The 23,664-nt window shown below is 38.4% G+C and carries 16 protein-coding genes; all 16 read right to left on the bottom strand.

The annotated features are described in order from the left end of the window. Positions 1-18 precede the first annotated feature (18 nt). The 16 genes from BM361_RS14925 to BM361_RS15000 all read right to left on the bottom strand — a co-directional run bounded on the left by BM361_RS14925 (position 19) and on the right by BM361_RS15000 (position 23,638). Positions 19-600, bottom strand: coding sequence for a cytochrome c oxidase subunit 3 (locus BM361_RS14925; protein ID WP_074979889.1), 582 nt, complete (start codon positions 598-600; stop codon positions 19-21). A gap of 4 nt (positions 601-604) precedes the next feature. Then, positions 605-1,510 carry a heme o synthase gene (cyoE, locus tag BM361_RS14930; RefSeq protein ID WP_074979891.1) on the bottom strand — a complete coding sequence of 302 codons (906 nt, stop codon included), beginning with the start codon at positions 1,508-1,510 and terminating at the stop codon, positions 605-607. 134 nt (positions 1,511-1,644) lie between these two features. Then, on the bottom strand, positions 1,645-2,430 hold the full coding sequence (locus BM361_RS14935; RefSeq protein WP_175496593.1) for an energy transducer TonB: 786 nt from the start codon (positions 2,428-2,430) through the stop codon (positions 1,645-1,647). A 112-nt stretch (positions 2,431-2,542) separates the two neighbouring features. Further along, on the bottom strand, positions 2,543-3,253 hold the full coding sequence (locus BM361_RS14940; RefSeq protein WP_038266770.1) for an energy transducer TonB: 711 nt from the start codon (positions 3,251-3,253) through the stop codon (positions 2,543-2,545). Between the two features lie 54 nt (positions 3,254-3,307). After that, entirely contained in the window at positions 3,308-3,688 is a 381-nt protein-coding gene (locus BM361_RS14945) for a VanZ family protein (RefSeq protein ID WP_161808358.1), read from the bottom strand. Then, positions 3,681-4,061, bottom strand: a complete 381-nt coding sequence (gene gcvH / locus BM361_RS14950) for a glycine cleavage system protein GcvH (RefSeq protein WP_038266775.1) — start codon at positions 4,059-4,061, stop codon at positions 3,681-3,683. Before gcvH ends, BM361_RS14945 begins: the two co-directional genes overlap by 8 nt. Before the next feature lie 84 nt (positions 4,062-4,145). Continuing rightward, a complete protein-coding gene (sov, locus tag BM361_RS14955; RefSeq protein WP_074979894.1) occupies positions 4,146-11,213 on the bottom strand; it encodes a T9SS outer membrane translocon Sov/SprA in 7,068 nt (2,355 codons plus the stop codon). 33 nt (positions 11,214-11,246) lie between these two features. Beyond that, a complete protein-coding gene (gene ruvA, locus BM361_RS14960; protein WP_074979895.1) occupies positions 11,247-11,828 on the bottom strand; it encodes a Holliday junction branch migration protein RuvA in 582 nt (193 codons plus the stop codon). A 134-nt stretch (positions 11,829-11,962) separates the two neighbouring features. After that, entirely contained in the window at positions 11,963-14,251 is a 2,289-nt protein-coding gene (locus tag BM361_RS14965; RefSeq protein WP_074979897.1) for an NADP-dependent malic enzyme, read from the bottom strand. A gap of 600 nt (positions 14,252-14,851) precedes the next feature. Then, complete coding sequence (gene queG, locus BM361_RS14970; protein WP_074979898.1) at positions 14,852-15,748, bottom strand: tRNA epoxyqueuosine(34) reductase QueG; 897 nt, start codon at positions 15,746-15,748, stop codon at positions 14,852-14,854. Between the two features lie 123 nt (positions 15,749-15,871). Continuing rightward, entirely contained in the window at positions 15,872-16,450 is a 579-nt protein-coding gene (locus tag BM361_RS14975) for a hypothetical protein (RefSeq protein ID WP_139226734.1), read from the bottom strand. Positions 16,451-16,525: 75 nt separating this feature from the next. Next, positions 16,526-17,899, bottom strand: a complete 1,374-nt coding sequence (locus BM361_RS14980) for an FAD-binding oxidoreductase (protein WP_074979901.1) — start codon at positions 17,897-17,899, stop codon at positions 16,526-16,528. A gap of 379 nt (positions 17,900-18,278) precedes the next feature. After that, positions 18,279-19,301, bottom strand: coding sequence for a Holliday junction branch migration DNA helicase RuvB (gene ruvB / locus BM361_RS14985; RefSeq protein WP_074979903.1), 1,023 nt, complete (start codon positions 19,299-19,301; stop codon positions 18,279-18,281). Between the two features lie 73 nt (positions 19,302-19,374). Continuing rightward, on the bottom strand, positions 19,375-21,171 hold the full coding sequence (locus BM361_RS14990; RefSeq protein WP_038266794.1) for a cytochrome c oxidase subunit I: 1,797 nt from the start codon (positions 21,169-21,171) through the stop codon (positions 19,375-19,377). Between the two features lie 49 nt (positions 21,172-21,220). Further along, the gene (locus tag BM361_RS14995; protein ID WP_038266797.1) at positions 21,221-22,279 is read right to left on the bottom strand and encodes a cytochrome c oxidase subunit II; all 1,059 of its coding nucleotides are present in this window, start codon (positions 22,277-22,279) and stop codon (positions 21,221-21,223) included. Positions 22,280-22,312: 33 nt separating this feature from the next. Beyond that, entirely contained in the window at positions 22,313-23,638 is a 1,326-nt protein-coding gene (locus BM361_RS15000) for a hypothetical protein (protein WP_038266801.1), read from the bottom strand. Positions 23,639-23,664: the final 26 nt, after the last annotated feature.

Consider the following 23,664-nt stretch of genomic DNA (forward strand, 5'->3'; position numbering starts at 1 on the left):
CAAATTTACGTTTTTTCTTTATCTAAAGAAATAGAAAAACAAAATCAAATATACCCATAAAAAGTCAAGAAAGTGCCAAAACATCGCACCTAACTCTAAACCAAGGGTTTGACCAGGTTTATACTTTTCTTTAAAATGATTATAAATTACCACCAAAAGCACCAACAGGCCTGCGATTACGTGAACTATATGCGAAAAAACTATAGCATATAAAAAAGATGTGGTAATTGTACTTTCGCTTCCTGTAAAATAATAGCCGTTTGCAATTATTTCTGAAAATCCGGCGAACTGCAACAAAACAAAAGCAACACCTAAGGCAAGGGTTACCAATAATAAATTAGTAGTTTTAGATTTATCACCGTTTTGTATAGCCTTTTTTGCCAAATGAAAAGTCAAACTACTTAACAAAATAGCAGCGGTACTTATATAAAAGGAAGTTGGAATCTGGAAATCCGAAATCCAATCGGGTCTGGATTTACTCACCACATAAGCACTTGTTAGCCCTGCAAACATCATTGCCAAACTTACCATTCCAAACCAAAGCATCATTTTTTTGGCTCTACCTTGCTTTTCAACAAAAGTTCCCTGAGTTAAATCCATCTATCTAAGCTAAATATTTATCTATTACGTAAACAACTTGTATCACCGTGATATATAAAACACTTGCAAGCATTAAACTTCTTGCGGCTTTATTATCTTGAACCTGGTATAATTTAAACGCAAAAACCAACATTACCAGACCTAAAAGGAATATAACGATAGCTGATGGTATTGACAAATGTAAATCACCAGTTATTCCGGTTACAGGTATTACAGAAACCACAAGCATCCAAATAGTATACATAATAATTTGTAATGCGGTGGTTTTATCTTTTTTTCCAGTAGGCAACATTTTAAATCCTGCCTTTTTGTAATCTTCATCCAACATCCAACCAATAGCCCAGAAATGAGGAAATTGCCAAAAAAACTGTATCATAAACAGGGTCCCAGGCTCAATTCCAAAATCATTTGTAGCAGCAACCCAACCTAACATAAAGGGAATAGCACCCGGAAAAGCACCTACAAATACGGCTAATGGAGAAATCGTCTTTAGAGGGGTATACATACATGTATACATAAAAATGGATATCGCTCCAAACATAGCCGTTTTAGGATTCACTATATACAAAGCAGTAATACCACATAAGGTAAACAGACTTGCTATAACAAAGGCTACTTGTACTGACATTCTACCTGATGGTATAGGTCTGTTTTTAGTACGCTTCATTAAAGCATCTAAATCCTTTTCTATAATTTGGTTGAATGTGTTTGAAGCCCCCACCATAAAATAACCTCCGAATGCAAGTAAAAGCAACGGCTGTAATTGTATCTGATCTGCACCAAGCAGATATCCCGCTAATGAAGAAAACACAACACTTACCGAAAGACCTACTTTGGTAATTTGCTTAAAATCATCAAATATAAGGGCAAACGACTGTGTTTTTGTTGCAGTACTCAATACAGTTTTCATCAAATCTTTTCTAAATCGGCTGCAAAGATACTGTACAAAAGCTATTTATGCAATCTTTAAACAGCGTTCTAATGTTAAACTCTAAGGTGAAGCCGTTATAAAATGAAAAAAGTCCCGCTATGCGGGACTTTAATTTATTGTACCTTAAAGACAATCGGTTTTAGAAAAATAACAGAAACATCTTTATTTCGTTGCTTCCCGGGAGTCATTTGTGGTATTAATTTAATGACTCTTTCTGCCTCTTCCTCCAACACCTTATGAGGGGCACGAATTTTAATTTCTTCAACCTGCCCCTCCTGATTAATCTTAAATTGAGCATAAATTCTTTGAATCCCTTCAAGACCATATTCCCCTGCAATAGAGGTGTCAAAATTTCGTTGTACAATCTTATTAATTGCATCACTCATACATTCTCTTCGCTCTTTATTACTCTGCAAGGTCTCACACCCAGGGAACACAGGCACTATCTCTACTTTGTCCCATGCCACGACAGGCATTTCTATTTCATCCGGATCTTCATAAACAATATCGTCGGTATTAAGATCCTCCACCGGCTCCTTCTCATTCTTGAACTCTTCATCCTGATCTACGACAGTCTTATCATCAACCACCTTAATATCATCTATGAGCTTTACGGTTTGTTTTTGTGGTTGAATTTTTTCTTTAACCTCCTGTTCAACCTTAAACTCTGTCATTTCATACGTTTGATCTTCTTCGATCACGACGGGTTCAGTGTTTACATAACTGGTGACCGCAAAAGTTGCTTCTATTGCAAAATATGCAACTGCTAAACTAATTACTAAACCGATTTGAAATCTCAAGACTTCATTTTTTGGTAAATTAGCATCATGCTTAGAATACTTTCTTAAACGCGAATCGCTGCCACGAGACTCGTTTAAATTGTTAGTGTTTGTTTCCATAATGTTTTTTGATATAAATGTTAATACACTAAAAACAAGCACAATAAGCATACCAAAAAAGAAAAACCCGAGCAATTGCTCGGGTTTTTACTTATATCGTTGTAAGTATATTCTAATTCAACTTGAAGACAATAGGATAAGCAAATGTTACAGATGTTGGTCTTCCACGTTGCTTACCAGGAATTAACTTAGGAAGTTTATTGATAATTCTCTTCGCCTCATCTTCTAAACTTTTATCTGGTCCACGAGTGTTCATAATCGTAATTGAACCATCCTTGTTAATTCTAAACTGTACATAAACCCTACCTTGGATTCCCATTTCCTGAGCTGCTTCCGGGTAACGGAAGTTTTTTCTTACGTGCTTATCAAGGTTCTCTTTAAAACATTGGAACTGCTGACTCTTAGGCACATTCTTACAATCAGGGAACATTGGTTTATCTTCAATCACTGTAAATGGTACATCCACATCTACAGGTTCTTCAGCTACTTCCACTTCCTCTACCTCAACAATTTCTTCGGCTTGATCTGTTTCTGTAGATTCAATTTCTGTCTCTTCAACCTCCTCTTCATCTTCTACCACTTCAATAATTTCCGGAGCTGCCGGTGGTGGTGGTGGTGGCGGTTGCTTCAACTGTTGCGTAATCGGGATGTCCTCCTCTAAATCTTCTAACATCTCGGTAGACGCTACATCAAATTCTGATTTATCGTACTTCTTCCATTCGATTGCCCTCCAGGTAATGAACATAACCAAGGCCAACCCAATGGCAAAGTATAGCCCGCTATTCCTGGTTAAATCGGCTTTCGGATTTTTCTTAGGTTCCATGCTTTTTCAAATTTATGTTCGCTAATTTAACTATTTATTTAAATTAAAAGCAATTTATTTTTTCTTTTTCATCCGCTCTGCGGAAAAAAATAATTTAACTGCTAAAATTCCTAACAATATACCGCAGCAATTGGCTACAATATCTAAAGGTTCAAAACTTCGGCCATAAGGCATCAGGTATTGAAATACCTCAATAATTATACCATACAGCGCACTTACCACCCCTATTTTAAGCAATAAGTTCCTTTTAATATACGAAACAAGTACTAAATACCACAATACCGTAAATACAAAATAAATACCACCATGGATTACTTTGTCAGATACCTCGATACCTGTACTAGGAAGTTCTTTAAAAGACAATAAGCTGGATACCGTTATTAAAACGGTCCAGCTTATTGCAATTATTATAAAAAGTATACTTCTTCTAAGCACCAATTAGCTCTTTATAAGCTTCACTATCGAGAAGATCTTCTACTTCAGATGCATCAGAAAATTTAATTTTAATCATCCATCCTTCACCATAAGGATCAGCATTAACTTTTTCTGGTTCTCCTTCTAAATCCTCATTGAACTCAATGATTTCTCCAGATAGTGGTAAAAACAAATCAGATACCGTTTTAACTGCTTCAACTGTTCCAAAAACTTCTTCTCTATCTAAAGTTTCATCTACAGTTTCCACCTCTACATAAACGATATCACCTAATTCTTTTTGAGCAAAGTCTGTAATACCTACAGTTGCAACATCACCCTCAATCTTAATCCACTCGTGATCTTTGGTGTATTTTAATTCTGATGGAATATTCATGTGCTGTTTACTATTTATTGTTTTATTAAAAAGTTGCTTGGCAAATGTAAATTATTCTGGCATTTATATCAACAATACTATTTGTTAATTTCCAAAATTATAACGCAATGTTATTCCTGATCGAATGGTTGCCTGTGGATATGCTGTAGACACTTTATACTTTGAAAGGGTATGATCGTAATAAAATAATGCCGTTAAATTTTGTGTAAGCGCATAGTCGGCAGTAAATTTTACAGCCCAGATATTTTGCCCTGCTGTTACCTGATTGGTATTAATATCTAAATTTCTAATAATCGTAATATTATCTCTTAATGATAAATCAGCTTTGATATTAAGGTCACTTTTCAAAGTACTCTTTTTCCCTCCAATATTTGTTACAAACCTTAAATCTTTAATTCTATAACCTAAACCAAGTATATATTCATTACCCGACATCTCAGTCAATAAATTATTATCAAAGCTAAGGGAAAGCGCCCTGTCTTTTCTGAGTTCGGCTAGAACACTAAAAGAATTTTTCATTTCAAAATCAACTTTCACCAATGGATTAAACTGCTCTACTAAAGTGGCATTGGTATAAAGCGTCGGGTTTTTAAAATCACCAGACTGGTCACGTTCATTTGGATTATCGATATCATAATCTAAGTTGGTTCGAAAAGCATTTATACTATAACTAGATCGATAACCATGTCCAATAGAAAAGCGCCTAAACACATCCTTAAACCACCCCAAGCGCATTAAACCAGTGTATTTAAGCGACCAGTTAGGGATTGGGGTGTCTCTAAAGGCATTTAAATTCACACTACTGGCATCCTGGCCCGTATAAGCAGCTATGAAAGCTGGTAATAGCACTGCTTGATTCGTTGGTCCGTAACCATCTGGATATTCCGTGGCATTTGGATTCACTGACACTCCTGCCAATCGTTGAGCAATAACAATCCTGTTATCACTAAACTCATTAAACGTTTCCGAAACGGATTCATCTCTTTTTTGGAAAGCAGTTTTAATCATTATCGAGGATATCGAGAAATCACCATACTGATTACCGAGTAAATTAACATAATCATAAACCCCCGACCCAAGATTATCTACTCTAAAGTTTTCTGTATAGTTTTCCGAATATCTTCGGTTAGCTGACAAATCTATGGTTAGATCTTTAAATGGCTCCAGATTTGCTGTTACATCAAATTCCGTTGCATCCCGCTCCATGTACTGTTGGTTAAAATCCGGGAAGGTTGTAAGCCATCCTCTTCGTGCAGCTTCATAACGAACATCTTTCTGACTACCAAAGGTAAATCCAACGGATGGTTTTAAAGTTCCTATAAATCCGACACTCCTGATATAACCCGGAAGCAGCTTACCTGCATTTTTAGTATAACTTACATTCACCCGTTTCAACATGGTCACGAAATCGGTAAGCACATTCAATCCCTTATTATCTTTTTTATCGGCAACCTGTGGATCACCATTATTCCTGGTAACACCAGCCCTATTTCTTCTCGGATCACTTTTCAACCCTAAATACCTGTAAAACCTGTCCATAGTTAAAGACGAAGTTAGCTTATGTGTGCTTGCGTTCTGAACGGTATTTAATTGTTGCCCTGCAATTTCACGTAAGACATCACCTCCACGCTGCCAATCAAAATCGGCAGTATAGGAATATGTAGCATTCATAAAACTCAAGGTTGGAATTTTATTAAAAGGGAGTTCATAATCAACCTGTAGTTTTTGCGTATGCCTATTGGCCTCCCCAACATCCCAAAAACCACTCCAGAGGTTCATCTCTCTATTAATCGTTTTATTACCATCTTCATCAAGTGTATAATAATTACGAACTATATTATTATTTGCCGCGGTAAAGTTTACACGAACTGATTTGGTTAAATTATAATTAATTGCATATTGCCAGTCAAACAAGAAATTTCTTTGTTGCAACTCCGGCAATCCAATAAACTGTGATTGATCTCCATCAAACACTTCTCTAAAACGCTGCTGATTAAAGCTTCGATTTATATTCGAGTTCAAGGATATATTATTAGGAAGATAATTAAAGTTTAAATCTTTCAGCCACTGCCAATAACTCCCCGTGAATAAAGAGTCATTTTTAGCGAACGGCTCCACGGGTTCTGGCTCAAAGTTATAGCCATAAGTAAATCCTGTCCTGACATTTTGATCTCTCAACTGTTCAACTTCAAAATCTCTATGATTTGTTTCATTATAAGCCATATTGAATGTGAAATTTTCAATATCATACACATGTGGCTTCTGTTCTTCTCCACGATTTTTCCTAACCCCTATAACATTGATTCCACGTCGTTTTGTATAATCCTCAGATTGATTTTGAATAAGCTCTCTATCTACAGTGCTTTCTGCCGCATCCAATCGATCCTGCAACTTAAGATCCTGATACAACGGATCGAATTCAGGTGTTATCAATTCTTCCGATATATTATAGTTTAAAGGTATTTGAACGCCCCACTGCTTCGGCAATAACTGTCCTAAATTCAAATTTGTATTAACACCGTACTTGACAGCCTTCTCTCTACTTCGCTCATTCGGTGTTTCATCTAATGCGCCAAATCCAATATTGTTCACACTTCCGGTTACTGAATAGTTAGCAAAATCGGCCACATTCCCGTCTACGGAACCAACTGCAGCCCAACCGCCCTTGTTATCCAGACCTGCCAATCGCAATTCATCAAACCAGACCTCTCCGCAAACATCCTTGTTGGTTGTTCCGTTTTTCAATCCTATCATTATCGATCTAACATTCCCCAAAGAAGGATTACCTTTTATCCCAAATTTATATCGATTGTTTCCTGTTAATCCTCCCAAATCATATTCATCAACTGATTGAAGATCCTCATTAAAGAAATTCACTTCACTTGAACTCAGGTTGGAATTCTGTAAAACTTCAGCTTTAATTTTAGAAAACGTGCTCAGCAGCACATCAATATTATTCTCCACCGGCCATACCAAGTCTGAAGATAAATTATTAACCTGTCCCGGTACATAATCTGTTGGTGTCAAGGGAACATCAATCTGGTAGTAATTTTGATCATAATCGGTTCCGAACCTAATAAATGCTACAAGATCATCTTGATTCAGGGATTCCTGCCCTTCAATTTCTTCGGCGTGAACAAACATCTTGAGTTTCTCATATTGTCTTAAGTCTACATTGACATTTTTATAAACCCCTTGAGCATCTCTTGGTCCAAGTTCACAAACGGAAAAGGACAAGGATTGTTCATTCACATTAATAACCGTATTGTTGGTATTTAATTGTTCTCTTCTCACTCCAGGAGGCAACACATATGCAATCGGTACTCTTTGATCATTTTCTTGAATATTAACCGTGCTAATTTCAGAAACCACCTGGTCATCTATTCCCTGATCAGGATTCAGCGCTCGGGTATAGGACCTCCAATCACCTCTCACTAAATCCAGTGTTCCAAAACGCATGACTGTGTTTTCAGAAAACCCAGTCATATACATTCTTAAATATGAAATAGATCTGAAATCAGTTATACCTCCAATAGCATTCTCAAAATCACGAACGGGAATCTTGTATTGTATCCATCTTACCTGGTAAGAATCGTTATTCGGTAAGCTTGTGGTATTCACCACTCTAACATCACTAACGTATCTGTCTGTACTTTGAATACCTGGTGAAATCGGGATTCTGTATTCGTAATAACTATCTACTGTATTCATCGTTAAGTCACGATTCACATCTTCAACGTCTGGAAGGGTCGTTGACCCTCTGTTTGTATTGGTTACCTGAATTGGTGAATTTCCCTGAGGGTTATTATAATTCAAATATCGACTTAAAATATCTCCTTCGACATTCAAATAGTATTCATAATTATCCAACGCTGGATCTGCACCTCCATTATTGGTGTACTTTGCAGCTTCTTCACTGTCAGACAAGCCATCAAAACCAACATCTTGTAATCGACGATTCGCTTCCTCTGCATCGAATGCATATACCAGTGACTGAGAGGCAGGGGTTAAACCCCAAACCGTTTCATGAGTTAGCACATTACTATTTACACCGGGTAAACCGTTTTCATATTGTTTTCTACCATCTTTAAGGATATCTTCACTTATACTTCCAAGGTTGAACACCAATTCTCCTCCTTGTCCTGACAACTGACCATCCTGGTAATATGGATCCAGCACCCAAAACTGAATATATTCAACATTTGCCTGTTCAAAATTTGTACTGCTTATCGAACGCATTACTCCTCCCCATTTATCTTGAGGAGCTTCATTACTAAAATCTAAATTATTATTATATGGTCCTTTCTGATTTGGATAATAAGCAAGATCCAAGGTGGTTTGCACCAGGGTTTGCCCTTGCGCAATATCTTGTTGCGGAAATATTTCATCTATATAAATCCTCCTGGTTGAATTCAAGGAAAGGTCATTATCATTAATCGAAGAAGGTCTTTGATTGGTATAAAATATAGGGTCGATTGTATACCATGCCAACTTAGCCCTTCTTTCTCCAGAAGCTAGGTCGTTATTCGGTATTTCCCCTCCATAACCTATTGGAGCACTCGCTAATGACCAACCAAGCGGAGACCTTACATCTATGAATGCCTGAGCGCCTTCAAAATCATCAAGATACACCGTTGTTTCCCCATCGAAATCGGCCATATTTGGAGATCCAGGCATTAAATAGGCAAATTCGCCTCTAACAGAAAGATTTGACGCAACATCCGTATCTATGTTTGGAAGTTTATTTACCCATCTGGTTAAAAAAGGTAGTTCGGTTGAATAATTCCCGTTAAATCCAAAAATTGTATTATTCACAGGTTCAGTTCCATAGTTTGCCTTTTGAGTCAATGGTCGCTCACTAAGGTTTAACATGGTTCCTCCTAACAGGAAGTTATCATTTATTTTGTGCTCTACATTTACTCCGGCAAAACGACGGGTTTGCTGTCCGAAAACAGCATTGTTTTCGACTGACACCTCAATCGGAATATTCGAAGCCTTCAGTCCTTCATCTAAAATCTGGACTGTACCCGCTATATAATTCACGGTATAATCGACTCCTTCCTGAAGTATCCTACCTCCGGCTTTTACTCTTACAGACCCCCGCGGCACATTAAATGCACCCAATGAGATCCCTCGTCCACCTTCGGCTCTATATTTACCTTTTAACTGATACTTATTTTTATCGCTATCCTCTAAGGCAGCTGCCTGTGTACTCTCGTATAAGCTTCTAAACACATATTTGCTTTGATTCGCATTGTAAGAGTCCGGGTTATTATAATCTCCTCCACCAAGCACCCCATGAATATATTCTCCAAAGGGTTCAGCCTTGGTAAAAATGATCAAGCCATTTTGAGTATCAACGGTAATTCCCGGATAGAAATCAAAGAATCCGTCTCCACCATTTTGCGGATCGTTGTAAACGTTCAATCGATCAAAGTTAAAAACATCTAATAAAATCCGTTCTTCCAACCCTGAGGGCCATGTTGCCTCATCTACCGGCGAGATATAGTTAACAGGCGAAGGATCTGTATATAGGATGTTCATTTTAAAATCTTCTTGCAACAACTGAAAAGCTCCTGTTGCATAAATATTTTTCATCATTAAGTCCCAAACCGGATCTTCTACACGGGTAAGATTACTTTTAAGCATTTTAAGCACCAAACTCTGAGGGTTTACCGCTACTACCTGACCACTTGCATTACTCTCATACTCTGTTGCATTCACACCATCGTTGGCAAACTCACCTACTTGATACACCTCTCCCCTATACGTATACTGATAAGCCACACCGAGGATCTCATCGTTACTAAGGCGCTGGTTTAATGAAATGTACCCCAATTGCTGATCTAATCGATAATCTCTTCCTTGCTCTAATTTTCTTGCGTTTTCAAGTACGGCATAATCGTATCCTTGATTCACCTGGGTGTTTAATATTCCAAAACCTTGTTGAACGGTTGCTACATCTCTTATTTCTTCAGTTAGCACAGAGGTGCCCCCTATTTCAAATGGATTATAATCATTCGCTTCATTTTGAGGAAGATCACTTGTGGTATTAAAAAAGCCTGCAGGCGCATTTTGATTTAATCGGGTGTTATCCAGAAAAGGCTCCCCTAAATCCTGTAAGGCTACAATATTTCTAACGTTCTGGGTATTTTGAATTCTATTGGTCACCCATACTTCTATTCTGGTAATCTGAACAGGGGTATTCACATAGGGATAATTAGCAACAGCCTGATCGTACTGATCCCGGAAAAAATGCGACAAGAAGAAGTGTCTGTCAGCATCATAATCCAATGCCGAGATTTCAAACTCATTCACTGTACCTCCTCCTTCAGCAACTACTCTCCTGTTTTGAGATCGTTGTTCGGAAAATACAGCTGTAACTCTGGTTTTCCCAAATTGCAATTCTGTTTTAACACCAAACAAACTTTGAGCTCCATTTATCAAAGAACTATTAAGTGGCATGCTTATGTTACCCACTTCAATTTTCTGAATAATATCATCTTCCGTGGGCGTATATTCCAGTTTTATCTGATTTTGAAAATCTAAGGTCGCTTCCGTATCGTAATTTGCATTGATTGTTAATCGTTCTCCAACCTTACCAAGCAAACTTAAACTTATACGCTGATCAAAATCAAAAGTGATATTCGTCCTGTTTCTAGGTGATAAAGCCGGGTTGTCATTTTTTTGAACGCGGACTCCCAAATCCATTGAAATGGAACCTGTAGGGATTACTTCAATTTTATCGCCACCAAAAACCGATTGGAAAAAATCTGAATTAACATAGAAGTTGGGCAACAGGTTTTTTTGATCTTCCTTCCCTTCTTCAGTTTTACCTGAGATCGCACTTTCTTTTTCTTTGAAATAATTCTTCATTTGTTCACGAAGCATCATTTCTTTGAATGCCTTCGGAGTTAGTATCAGCGGATAGGCCGTATCAAAATCTCCGATTTTTTCTGTATAAAAATAGCGATCAGTTACAGGGTCGTATGTATACTTAGAAATTACACTGGCTGGATTTTTTAATTTAATTGTTCCCAAAGAAACCCCTGACTTTACAGTATCCTGTTGTTGTGCAGGATTCTGAGCCACGGTTAAGCCTGATACGCATAACATTAAAAAGATGAAGATCCTTTTCAAAAGGTTCGTCATATATTTTGGGGTATTGGTTGGATTCAAATTTAATTAAAGGTTCTTCAGTGATTGTTTGATTAACGCTTCAACACTTAATTCAGGTTCTGATTTTAAAATTTTATTCACCACTCTCTCGGCTTGCTTCCTAGCATAACCTAACACCTCTAAAGCAGATAACGCTTCTTCCTTATTTGTATTGTTTTGAACCTCCGAAACTTCATCAATACCAAACACTTTCAACACCTTGTCTTTAAGGTCCAAAATAACTCGTTGTGCAGTTTTTGCACCAATTCCTTTGATGGATTGAATCGTCGGGGCATCTCCCACTGCAATGGCATCTCTAATCTGAGCAGGAGTCATCGATGACAACATGGTTCTGGCCGTACTCGCCCCCACTCCTGACACTGATATCAACAATCTAAAAATCTCTCTTTCCGATTTTTCTATAAACCCATATAACGTATGAGCATCTTCCCTAACTTGAAAATGGGTAAATAACTTTATATTCTCATCTGGTGAAATATGCGAAAATGTATGAAGTGAAATATTGATAAAATACCCAAGACCATTAGATTCAATAACCACATAGGTTGGATTTTTCTCAACCAACTTACCTTTAATATGCTCAATCATTTTTAGAAAACATTAGTAGCTCAAACCTACAAAAAATTTTCATACCAAATCTTAGACGTTTGGTATGAAAATTTTTATATCATTTTTACTCTATAAGTATATATTCAAGGAAAGTTTATAAAACTTAAGTTGAGCTATGCTTTCTTTTTGCGCTTTCCACGCTCTTGTGCATCTACAACGGCCACAGCGGCCATATTTACCATTTCTTCAACACTGGCTCCAAGTTGAATAACGTGTACCGGCTTGTTCATCCCTAACATTATAGGCCCGATAGACTCTGATTTATTCAATTCTTTTATGAGCTTATAGGTAATATTAGCCGAGGCCAGGCTCGGGAAAATTAATGTATTTACTTTTCTGCCTGCCAATTTAGAAAACGGAAATTTCGATTGATGCAGCTCCTGATTCAGGGCAAAGTCTGTTTGAATATCTCCATCAACTATAATTTCAGGATGCTCTTCATGCAACATTCTCACTGCATCATTTACCTTTCTGGCGACCGGATGCTCCGATGAACCGAAATTCGAATATGACAACATAGCAATTACCGGTTCTAAACCAAACAACTTCACTGCAGAAGCAGTCATTTGAGCGATATTAGCTAAATCATTCGCTGATGGCTCAATGTTTATTGAAGTATCTGCAAGGAACATAGGACCACGTTCGGTCATCATTAAATTTACCGCCGCTACTTTAGACACATTATTTGCCTTTCCGATAAGCTCTAACATTGGCCTTACCACGGTTGGATATGACCTTGAATATCCAGAAATCAAACAATCAGCATCGCCTTCATTCACCATCATAGCCGCATAATAGTTACGCTCACGCATCTTCTTCTCAGCTTCATACAAGGTAACGCCTTTGCGTTTGCGTAATTCCCAATATTGCTTGGCATATTGCTTTTTCTTCTCGTTATGATCGTCTGTTTTGGTATCAATAATCGTTAGATCGGCGTCGAATTCTAATTCTTGCTTAAGTTCAAGAATTACATCTTTTCTTCCCAAAAGTATCGGAATTCCAATACCTTCATCAAAGACTATTTGCGCCGCCTTAAGCACATCTAAATGATCTGCTTCAGGAAATACGATTCTCTTTGGATTTGTTTTAGCTCTACTATGAAGTAATCGCAGTAATTTATTGTCATTACCCAAACGCTGCAATAATTGTTCTTCATAACGCTCCCAATCTTCGATAGGTTCTTTAGCTACTCCACTTTCAATAGCTGCCTTTGCAACAGCAGGAGGAACTGTGGCTATTAACCTTGGATCGAATGGTTTTGGTATAATGTATTCGCGTCCGAATGTCAATTTGGTTTCTCCATATGCGATATTCACTTGTTCCGGCACCATTTCTTTTGCCAATTCTGCCAATGCACGAACGGCTGCCATTTTCATTTCTTCATTTATCTTGGTAGCTCTAACGTCGAGGGCTCCACGGAAAATAAAAGGAAAGCCCAGTACATTATTCACCTGATTAGGGTGATCTGATCTTCCGGTTGCCATGATAATATCTTCCCTGGTTTTAATAGCAAGGTCGTAGGCGATTTCTGGGTCTGGGTTTGCCATGGCAAATACAATAGGATCTACTGCCATAGCATTCAACATCTCAGGAGTTACAATATCTGCAATAGAAAGTCCAATAAAAACATCTGCATCTTGCATCGCTTCTTCTAGGGTGTCTATTTTTCTATCTGTAGCAAATTCCGCTTTTTCTGAAGAAAGGCTATCTCTATCACTTCTAATTACCCCCTTACTGTCAAGCATTACTATATTTTCTGCCTTAGCTCCAAAAGCCTTATAAAGCCTCGTACATGAAACTGCCGCCGCTCCTGCTCCACTAATTACAATGCGAACTTCATCTATTTTCTTCTCGGCAATTTCCAACGCATTCAACAAGGCTGCTGCAGAAATAATAGCTGTACCGTGCTGATCGTCGTGCATCACAGGGATGTCGAGCTCTTCTTTGAGTCTTCTCTCTATTTCAAATGCCTCTGGAGCTTTGATATCCTCAAGGTTAATACCTCCAAAAGTAGGAGCTATTGTTTTTACTGTTTCTATGAACTTATCGACGTCCTTGGTATCTAGTTCGATATCCATACCATCGATATCAGCAAATATCTTGAATAAAAGTCCTTTCCCTTCCATAACAGGCTTAGAGGCTTCCGGACCGATATCACCAAGACCTAATACTGCAGTACCATTTGATATTACGGCTACGAGGTTTCCTTTTGTCGTATACTTATATGCGTTGCTTTTGTCTTTAGCAATCTCCAAACAAGGTTCTGCTACTCCGGGAGAATACGCTAATGCCAAATCCCTTTGTGTTGCATATTTTTTGGTTGGAACTATTTTAATCTTCCCGGGCTGGGGCTTGGCATGGTACACCAATGCCTCTCGCCTTCTAGTACTGTCTTTACTCATAAGTTCATTCTTTTAAAATGAAGCTACAAAGGTAAAAGTTATCTTGGATATACCACCACCTTAAAACTGTTGTTTTTAAATAATCATCATCTCAGGGTTTTTACGAATCATCTGCCGGAAATTAACAAGTATTTCATTGACACCTGCACCCTTAGGGGTGCTATAATTCTATACCGGGAACGCATCATCTTTCTGATACTAATATTGCTCGGACCAGGTTCCTTTTTAGCTCCTGTAATCGGAACGAAACCGGGAGAGATGATTAACTTTTTCATTAGGGAACAAGCGAAGATGGATAAAGATTATTTAGGGATATTATGGGGATAACATGGGGATAATATGGGGATAACCTTGCATTATTTGCCGATCAAGTTTGTTTTAACGTCGACGCAGCCCCTTAATTCCAATATCGATTTAGAACCCTTCGACGGCTAATGACCGGGATTTTTATATTCGTATAAATGCGCTTGAAATTCACGTAATGAAAAACCTGACAGAACTGAAAATTCACCAATTATTTCAAGATAATAGAATCAGATCCAAGGATTCATTTTTTTTATAGAAAAGTGCTTTTGAATATCTCTATTGAGGAAGGGTTGTTTATTTGAGAAAATCTATGTTTCTCTTGAGTCCGGAGAATTTGGTACGCTTTACAGCAGATTTCTTAAAGACCTTTCTAAAGACATCTTCTGTAATTTCTTCCCAATCCTTTTTGGTCATCGACAATAAATCGGGATGCGGGTTAAACAGTGGTTCATTATGGGGCTTCGAAAAGCGATTCCACGGACAAACATCCTGACACACATCACAACCAAACATCCAGTTATCAAATTTACCGCGAACATCTTGTGGTATTTCATTTTTAAGTTCGATGGTAAAATACGATATACACTTACTTCCATCAACCACATAGGGTTCTACGATTGCCTGGGTAGGACATGCATCGATACATGCGGTACAACTACCGCAGTGATCAGTTACAGGGGTATCACAGGCCAGGTCCAAATCGATAACCAGCTCAGCGATAAAGAAAAACGAGCCAACTTGTTTAGAGAGCAGGTTGGCATTTTTACCAATCCAGCCCAGTCCGCTTTTTGCGGCCCATGCTTTATCTAAAACAGGTGCCGAATCGACAAAAGCACGACCATTTACTTCACCGATCTCCTCCTGAATAAATTGCAGTAATTGTTTCAGCTTATCTTTAATCACAAAATGATAATCGGTACCATATGCATATTTAGAAATCCTGGGAGCTTCAGGATCCTCCTGGGTATTTTCAGGGTAATAATTAAGGAGCATGGAAACCACAGATTTTGACCCTTCGACTAATTTACGCGGATCTAAACGTTTATCAAAATGGTTCTCCATATAATGCATTTCGCCATGCATATTATTCTTTAGCCATTTCTCCAATCTCGGAGCTTCTTCCTCTAAAAAATCTGCTTTAGAGATACCACAAGACAAAAACCCGAGACGTTTAGCCTCTGACTTTATCATTTGTGCATATTTCAATTGTTTGGTCAAATTCACAGCTATTCTAAGGATGCTAAGGTACAATATTCGAATAAAAAAACGCCTGAGGTCAGGCGTTTTGATTTTATAGACGTGTAACGTGGCTCTTTATTCCAGTAAAGGATTTGAAGCTGCAAATACGCCATCAGGATTTTCCATCCTCACCCATACATGCAGTGTCCAGGCACCTACATCCGTATTAAAAAACCATACATCCTCATCTCCCAGGAATCCCTCGGGAGGCGTACCGGGATCTTCCGGATTTGTCGGGAAGACCAGATATTCTACTGCCAAAAACTCCCAGTTACCATCTTCATCAGGAGCATACAACAACGCTTCCGGTTTTAACATTTCAAAAACATCATCCATCAGGGCTTCATTGACAAAATGATGTCCCATCTGGGGTACATACCCTGAAGCATCAACGTTCCATCCGCGTGCTTTAGCCACCTTAAAGTTATAAAAGCTTCGTGTTTTATTGGTTAAAAGCTGCACCTGTGCTTCCCAATTATCCCAATGGTTGGATTGGAAATGAGCATCAGCAGCATTAAGGTCTTCTAAATCCAGAACCTCATTATCGGTTGAACAGGAAAACATCAATAATCCTCCGATACAACAAAGCGAGATAAATTTGATTCCGGATAAAATCGGGGTTGTAATTAAACAGTTTACTGGTAATTTCATCATTGAAAACATTTTTGGTTATACTTTCATTTGCTATATCATCAATACAACTATTCAATAATCCTCCATTAATGTCTATTACCCTGCGGGTTTAATATTTTGATTTATATGAAAGAAATTCCCCGGATCATATTTAGCCTTAATGGCGGCCAATCGATCGTAATTTTCCCTATATGAAGCTTTCACACGATCCTGTCCTTCTTCCATCATAAAGTTGACATAGGCTCCACCCATGGCATGAGGAGTTAGTGCATCAAAATAGCCTTTACACCATTTGGTAACTTTATCAGCATTTGCCGGATCAGGATCAACCCCTACTATTACCTGTGACCATCTTGCCTCTCGATTACCCCAAGCGGTATCACTATTTGAGAAATCGTGCACTCTACCATCGATCGGATATAGGTGTGTAGTTGAATGGATACTTGGAATTTTCGATCCAAACTCAATATTTGCAGCTATTGCTTCGGGAGTTAACTCTTTAATATAATGAGCCCTCCAATACCATTGCATCCCCGGAGGGTATAATTCATCGAACATACCATTAAGCGCTGGCATAGGGATTTCTTGAACAAAGTCAAGAATTGGCGGGCCGAATGCCCTTATTGGCTTAAAGACTTCTTCTGCTTTTTCTATCGGTCCGGTATAATTCCAAACCACTCCACACACATTTTTATTTCTTAAATGTTCCGGGAAAGGGTCGCCGGGTGGTACAATTAAAAACGCAAAGAAACCGTATAGATCATTTGGAGCATCTTTTGTAAAAGCATCATAAAACTCCATTACTTCTTTAGCTTTTTCTAATGGCCAAAACATAGGTCCGGCATATACATTTTTAACATCGATAAGTTTAAATTTAAAAGAAACCACCACTCCAAAATTACCGCCTCCACCTTTCAAGGCCCAGAATAAATCTGAATTTTCATTTTCATTAGCGGTTACCACTTCTCCATTAGCCAACACCACTTTACATTCCAATAAATTATCAATTGTAAGTCCGCCTTTTCGACTGAGATAACCGAGTCCTCCTCCCAGGGTGATTCCTGCTATTCCGGTAGTTCCGATAATTCCACTTGGCAATGCCAGTCCATATTCGTGTGTTGCCTTATCCACATCCCGAAGCACATTTCCGGGTTCTATAACAGCGGTTTTAGTAGCGGGATCGACGCTTATGCCTTTCATTTCAGAAAGATCGATTACTAATCCGTTTTCTACGAGTGCCAATCCAGCCCCATTATGTCCGCCACTTTTAATAGAGACTTCGAGGTTATGTTTTTGTGCAAATTCAACAGCCTTGACAACATCTGAGGTGTCTTTACATTTAAAGATTGCTGCCGGCTTTTTGTCGATCATCCCATTATATATGGTTCGAGCTTCATCATAATTAGGATCTCCAGGCATAATGAGACTTCCATTTACTTTTGACTTGAGTTCTGCTAAACTAGTATTCATGATTACAGGTTGATTAATTAAACTATCAGTGATTTATTTGAACATTCAAGGACATACAGCTGATATGGATCGTAAGGATATTTATTATCTGTTTAGGTTCACTAATTAACACAACCCGATAAGGTTGATTCAAGAAAATCAAAGCGAACTACATACCACTACTAAAACAAATTGATATGGTAACCCTTTTTTACCACACGGCAGAAATAGGCAGGTAATCCCTAAATCTTCTAACAAAAGATTTAGAGGCAATAGCCTTTATAAGTTATTTGGAAAGATTTATGAAGGTAAAATGCAATTGCATTCAGCTGTTCCTAACATAAAAATAAGGAATATTAACTAATTAACAATGAATAAGTTATAGCAAAAAGAAAATAATTTAGAACAGGCCTCCCTGGGCACCACCTTTAATGCGACCCAGATGCTTATACGCCTGCTCGGTAACTTCTCTACCACGAGGTGTTCGTATGATAAAGCCCTGTTGAATAAGAAAAGGTTCATAAACTTCCTCGATAGTTTCAGCATTTTCCGAAACCGCGGTTGCCAGGGTTGTAATACCTACAGGACCTCCTTTAAACTTATCGATTATCGTAGACAAGATTTTATTATCCATTTCATCCAAACCATGGGCATCAACGTTGAGTGCTTTTAGGCCATACTTAGCAATCTCAATATCTATTTTACCGTTGCCTTTGATTTGGGCAAAGTCCCGAACTCTTCTTAGTAATGCATTTGCAATACGTGGCGTACCTCTGCTTCTTCCTGCAATTTCAATTGCGGCCTCCATAGAGATAGGCACTTTAAGAATAGCGGCACTTCTTTGTACGATATCTGCGAGCAGTTCAGTTGTGTAATACTGTAGTCTGCTACTAATTCCAAAACGGGCACGCATTGGAGCTGTAAGCAACCCTGAGCGGGTAGTTGCTCCTATCAGGGTAAATTGATTCAGGTTTATCTGGACGGTTCTGGCATTCGGACCACTTTCGATCATAATATCGATACGGTAGTCTTCCATAGCCGAATAGAGGTACTCCTCTACGATAGGACTAAGACGGTGAATTTCATCTATGAAGAGAACGTCTCTGTCTTCTAGATTTGTCAGCAAACCTGCCAAGTCTCCGGGCTTATCAAGGACGGGGCCGGAGGTTACTTTAATTCCTGCACCCAATTCGTTTGACAGTATGTGGGCCAGGGTAGTTTTCCCAAGTCCGGGAGGGCCATGGAAAAGGGTATGGTCGAGTGCATCACCTCTGAGGTTAGCCGCTTCTACGAAAATTTTAAGGTTTTCAAGGACTTGATCCTGGCCTGTAAAATCATCAAAAGAAAGGGGCCTCAGGGCTTTTTCTATATCCACTTCTTCCGGAGAAAACTGTTCTCCTGTAGGGTCTAAATACTCGTTCATACACGGCAAATATAAGACAAAAAGAAAAGCCCTTTCAAAACTGAAAGGGCTTTATATTAAAAGAATAAATATTCTAATGATTCAATTCTTCTTCATTGGGTTGTAATGGTACCGTTTGCGGAACATAATCTTGTCCGGCTATAACGTATTCTCCATTTTCATTCGTCTTACTGTAATCGTAAGCCCATCTGTGTACTTCCGGAATTTCACCAGGCCAGTTACCATGAATATGCTCAACAGGGGTAGTCCACTCAAGTGTGGTAGCATCCCAAGGGTTTTGAGTTGCTTTCTTCCCGTAGAAGATACTATGTATGAAGTTATATACGAACACCAACTGCGCTAATCCTGCTAACAAGGCGAATGAAGTCATCACAACCTGAATATCAGTAAGGTCGTCAAACATTGGGAACGCTGTATTTTGATAGTAACGTCTTGGTAAACCAGCCATCCCTACAAAGTGCATTGGGAAGAATACTCCGTATGCTGCAATAGCTGTTAACCAGAAGTGTACATATCCTAAATTCTTATTCATCATTTTACCGAACATCTTAGGGAACCAGTGATATACACCTGCGAATAGTCCGTAGATTGCAGAAATACCCATTACTAAGTGGAAGTGAGCCACTACGAAATAAGTATCGTGAACGTTAATATCTAACGCACTATCTCCTAATATGATACCTGTTAAACCACCTGTGATAAAGGTTGAAACCATTCCGATAGAGAATAACATCCCTACGTTGAATTGCAGGTTACCTTTCCATAGGGTAGTAATCCAGTTAAATGCTTTTACTGCCGATGGAATCGCAATCAATAAAGTTGTGAAGGTAAATACCGAACCTAGGAACGGGTTCATACCAGACACGAACATGTGGTGACCCCAAACGATCGTTGATAAAAATGCAATAGCTAATATCGATGCAATCATCGCTCTATATCCAAAGATTGGTTTACGAGCATTGGTTGCCATTACTTCTGATACAATACCCATTGCAGGTAGAATAACGATATATACTTCAGGGTGACCTAAGAACCAGAATAGGTGCTCGAACAATACCGGAGAACCTCCCTGATAATGTAAAACTTCACCTTGAATAAATATATCTGATAAGAAGAATGATGTACCAAAACTTCTATCCATTATTAACAATAATGCTGCAGACAATAATACCGGGAAAGAAACTACACCGATAATTGCAGTGATAAAGAATGCCCAGATCGTTAATGGTAATCTTGTCATTGACATCCCTTTTGTTCTCAGGTTAAGTACCGTAACGATATAGTTAAGAGAACCTAACAATGAAGAAGCAATAAAGATTGCCATTGAAACTAACCAAAGTGTCATACCGGCACCAGAACCTCCTTGAGCCATTGGCAAGGCACTAAGCGGCGGATAGATGGTCCAACCTGCTGCTGCAGGACCTGCTTCAACAAACAGAGAAATCACCATCACAACACTTGACAAGAAGAACAACCAGTAAGAGATCATATTCAAAAGACCAGATGCCATATCTCTTGCCCCAATTTGTAATGGAATTAAAAGGTTACTAAAGGTACCACTTAATCCTGCTGTTAATACAAAGAATACCATAATGGTACCATGCATTGTAACTAATGCCAGGTAGATATCTGCATCCATAACTCCATCAGGAGCCCATTTCCCTAACAAAGCCTCAAACACTGGAAACGATTCCCCAGGCCATGCAATTTGCATTCTGAACAATAATGACATTGCAATACCGATGAATCCCATGATCAAACCAGTAATTAAATACTGTTTAGAGATCATTTTATGATCAAGGCTAAAAATGTATTTAGAAATAAAAGTTTCTTTATGATGATGCCCGTGATCGTGTGCTGTTGCTGACATAATCTTTATCTATTTATATAAAATCGTTATTCGTAATTTTTACTTATAATTATTGTAATGACTCTCCGAAGGTCTTCTGTTGGCTTAACCACTCTTTATACTCTTCTTCAGTCTCCACTACAATTTTCATTTGCATGTTATAGTGCGATTTACCACATATCTTGTTACATAGTAAGATATAATCGAACTCAACATTTACCTCTTGTCCTCTGTCGAGAACTTCCTGTGCATTTTCAGCTCTAAGCTTATTAATGTTCTTATATTTTTCAACAATACCCGGATCCTGTCTCATTTCTTCAGTCGTTACAGTTGGGGTAAAGGCAAACTGGGTAATCATACCAGGTACACAGTTCATCTGAGCTCTAAAGTGAGGCATGTACGCAGAGTGCAAAACATCTTGCGATCTCATTTTGAACAACACTTTTCTACCTACCGGTATATGAATTTCAGTCGTTGAGATAATATCGTCCTGTCCATTAGGATCTGATTCGTCTAAACCTAGGATATTAGCCTTATCCATATCAATTAAACGAACGTTTGCATCCCCAAGCACATTATCCTGTCCGGCATATCTTGCTTTCCAGTTAAACTGTTGTGCATACAATTCGATAACAATCGGATCATCATCTTCACTCACATCCATTACGGTGGTCCAGGTATAAAGACCGTAAAGAATTAAGGCTGCAAGAACGATCACAGGAATAATAGTCCAGATAAACTCTAACTTATCATTATCTGCAAAGAACAATGCTTTTTTACCTTTCTCTCCTCTGTATTTATAAGCGAAGTAGTGCAGTAAAGCCTGAGTGATGAACTGAACGATAAAAATTAACACCAATGAAATAAGCATTAAATTATCGTAGTCTTTACCATGCTCTGAAGCAGGTGTACCCAGAACTACGCCACCCCATTTCCACAATGAGTAAATGGTTAATACATAGATGAACGCTAAGAAGCCGAACATCAGGTAGCCGTTAAGCTTGTTATCCTTATCACTTGCAATTTGAGAATTGTCTGTATTTGGTTGAGACAATTCAAATATCTTGGTCATTTGCCAAATGGCTATGGCTACCAGTACGAGAACTATAATAGTTAATAAAGCAGTCATGTTATTATTTCCTGTTTACTATTTAATTTCTAATTAATAATGAAAGTGTTTACTTTCTTCAATAAATGGGTTGCGCTTCGGTGTTAGTGGTGCTTTAGTAAGCGCACTAAACACAACATATATGAACAGTCCTAAGAAGAACAATACTGCTCCTATTTCGGCTATTCCGATATACCATTGATCACCTACAGTAGCTGGCATGATCATTACATATACATCTATGTAATGTCCAAGAAGGATTACGATACCTGCCATTACCACAAACCAGTTAACGCGTTTATAATCGCTATTCATCAACACCAATAATGGGAAGACAAAATTCATCACTAACATTCCAAGGAACGGAAGTTTATAATCTTCTAATCTGGTTACGAAATAAGTTACCTCTTCCGGAATGTTCGAGTACCAAATCAACATAAACTGAGAGAACCATAGGTACGTCCAGAATATACTAATTGCGAACATAAATTTAGCAAGGTCATGTAGGTGACTATCATTAACCTGTTCTAAATATCCTTTAGACTTCAAGTAAATTGATATTAAGGCTATAACGGTGATACCTGAAACAAACATACTAGCGAATACGTACCATCCGAATAATGTACTAAACCAGTGCGGATCTACACTCATAATCCAGTCCCAAGACATCATAGATTCAGATACCAGGAAGAATACAAGGAAACCAGCTGATAACCTGAAGTTCTTTTTAAAGTTACTGTTATCTTCTGCAGTATCCTGGGCGATAGAGAACTTCCTAGAGAAATGTCTGTAAGCAACCCATCCTGCAATGTATATCGCAGCTCTGATTAAAAAGAAAGGCACATTCAAAAATCCGGTCTTACCCTGAATCAATTCATCTTCTGCTACTACTTCCGGATCCATCCAAATAAACAGATGATTTAAATGCATTCCTGAAAGTGCAAGTATTACAAATACGATTACTGCACCTGGCAATAAGTATGCTGTAATACCTTCCATGACTCTAAATAAAAGAGGTGACCAACCGGCCTGTGCAGCTCTTTGAATAGCATAAAATGCAAGCACCCCTAATGAAATCATCATAAAGAAGAATGCTGCAACATACAAGGCTGCCCATGGTTTATTTTGCAACTGGTGTAACAGGTGTTCATCATGAGCACTATGATCTTCGGCATGACCTTCAGCGGCATGCGCATCGTGTGCTGCAGTTTCGTGTGAAGCTTCTTCACCGTGACCATCTCCATGATGTGCGTCAGCAACCATAGCTTTAGCTTCTTCTACCGTAGCAGGTGCGGAGATATATCCGTAACCCCAGGCCAACAGACCAAGTATCATCAAAACAAAAGCACCAGTCCTTAATTTACTTGAAAACGTGTACATATCTAAAACAATATATCCTTAAATTC

The sequence above is a fragment of the Zhouia amylolytica genome, assembly GCF_900116365.1.
In the GTDB taxonomy this organism is placed as follows: domain Bacteria; phylum Bacteroidota; class Bacteroidia; order Flavobacteriales; family Flavobacteriaceae; genus Zhouia; species Zhouia amylolytica.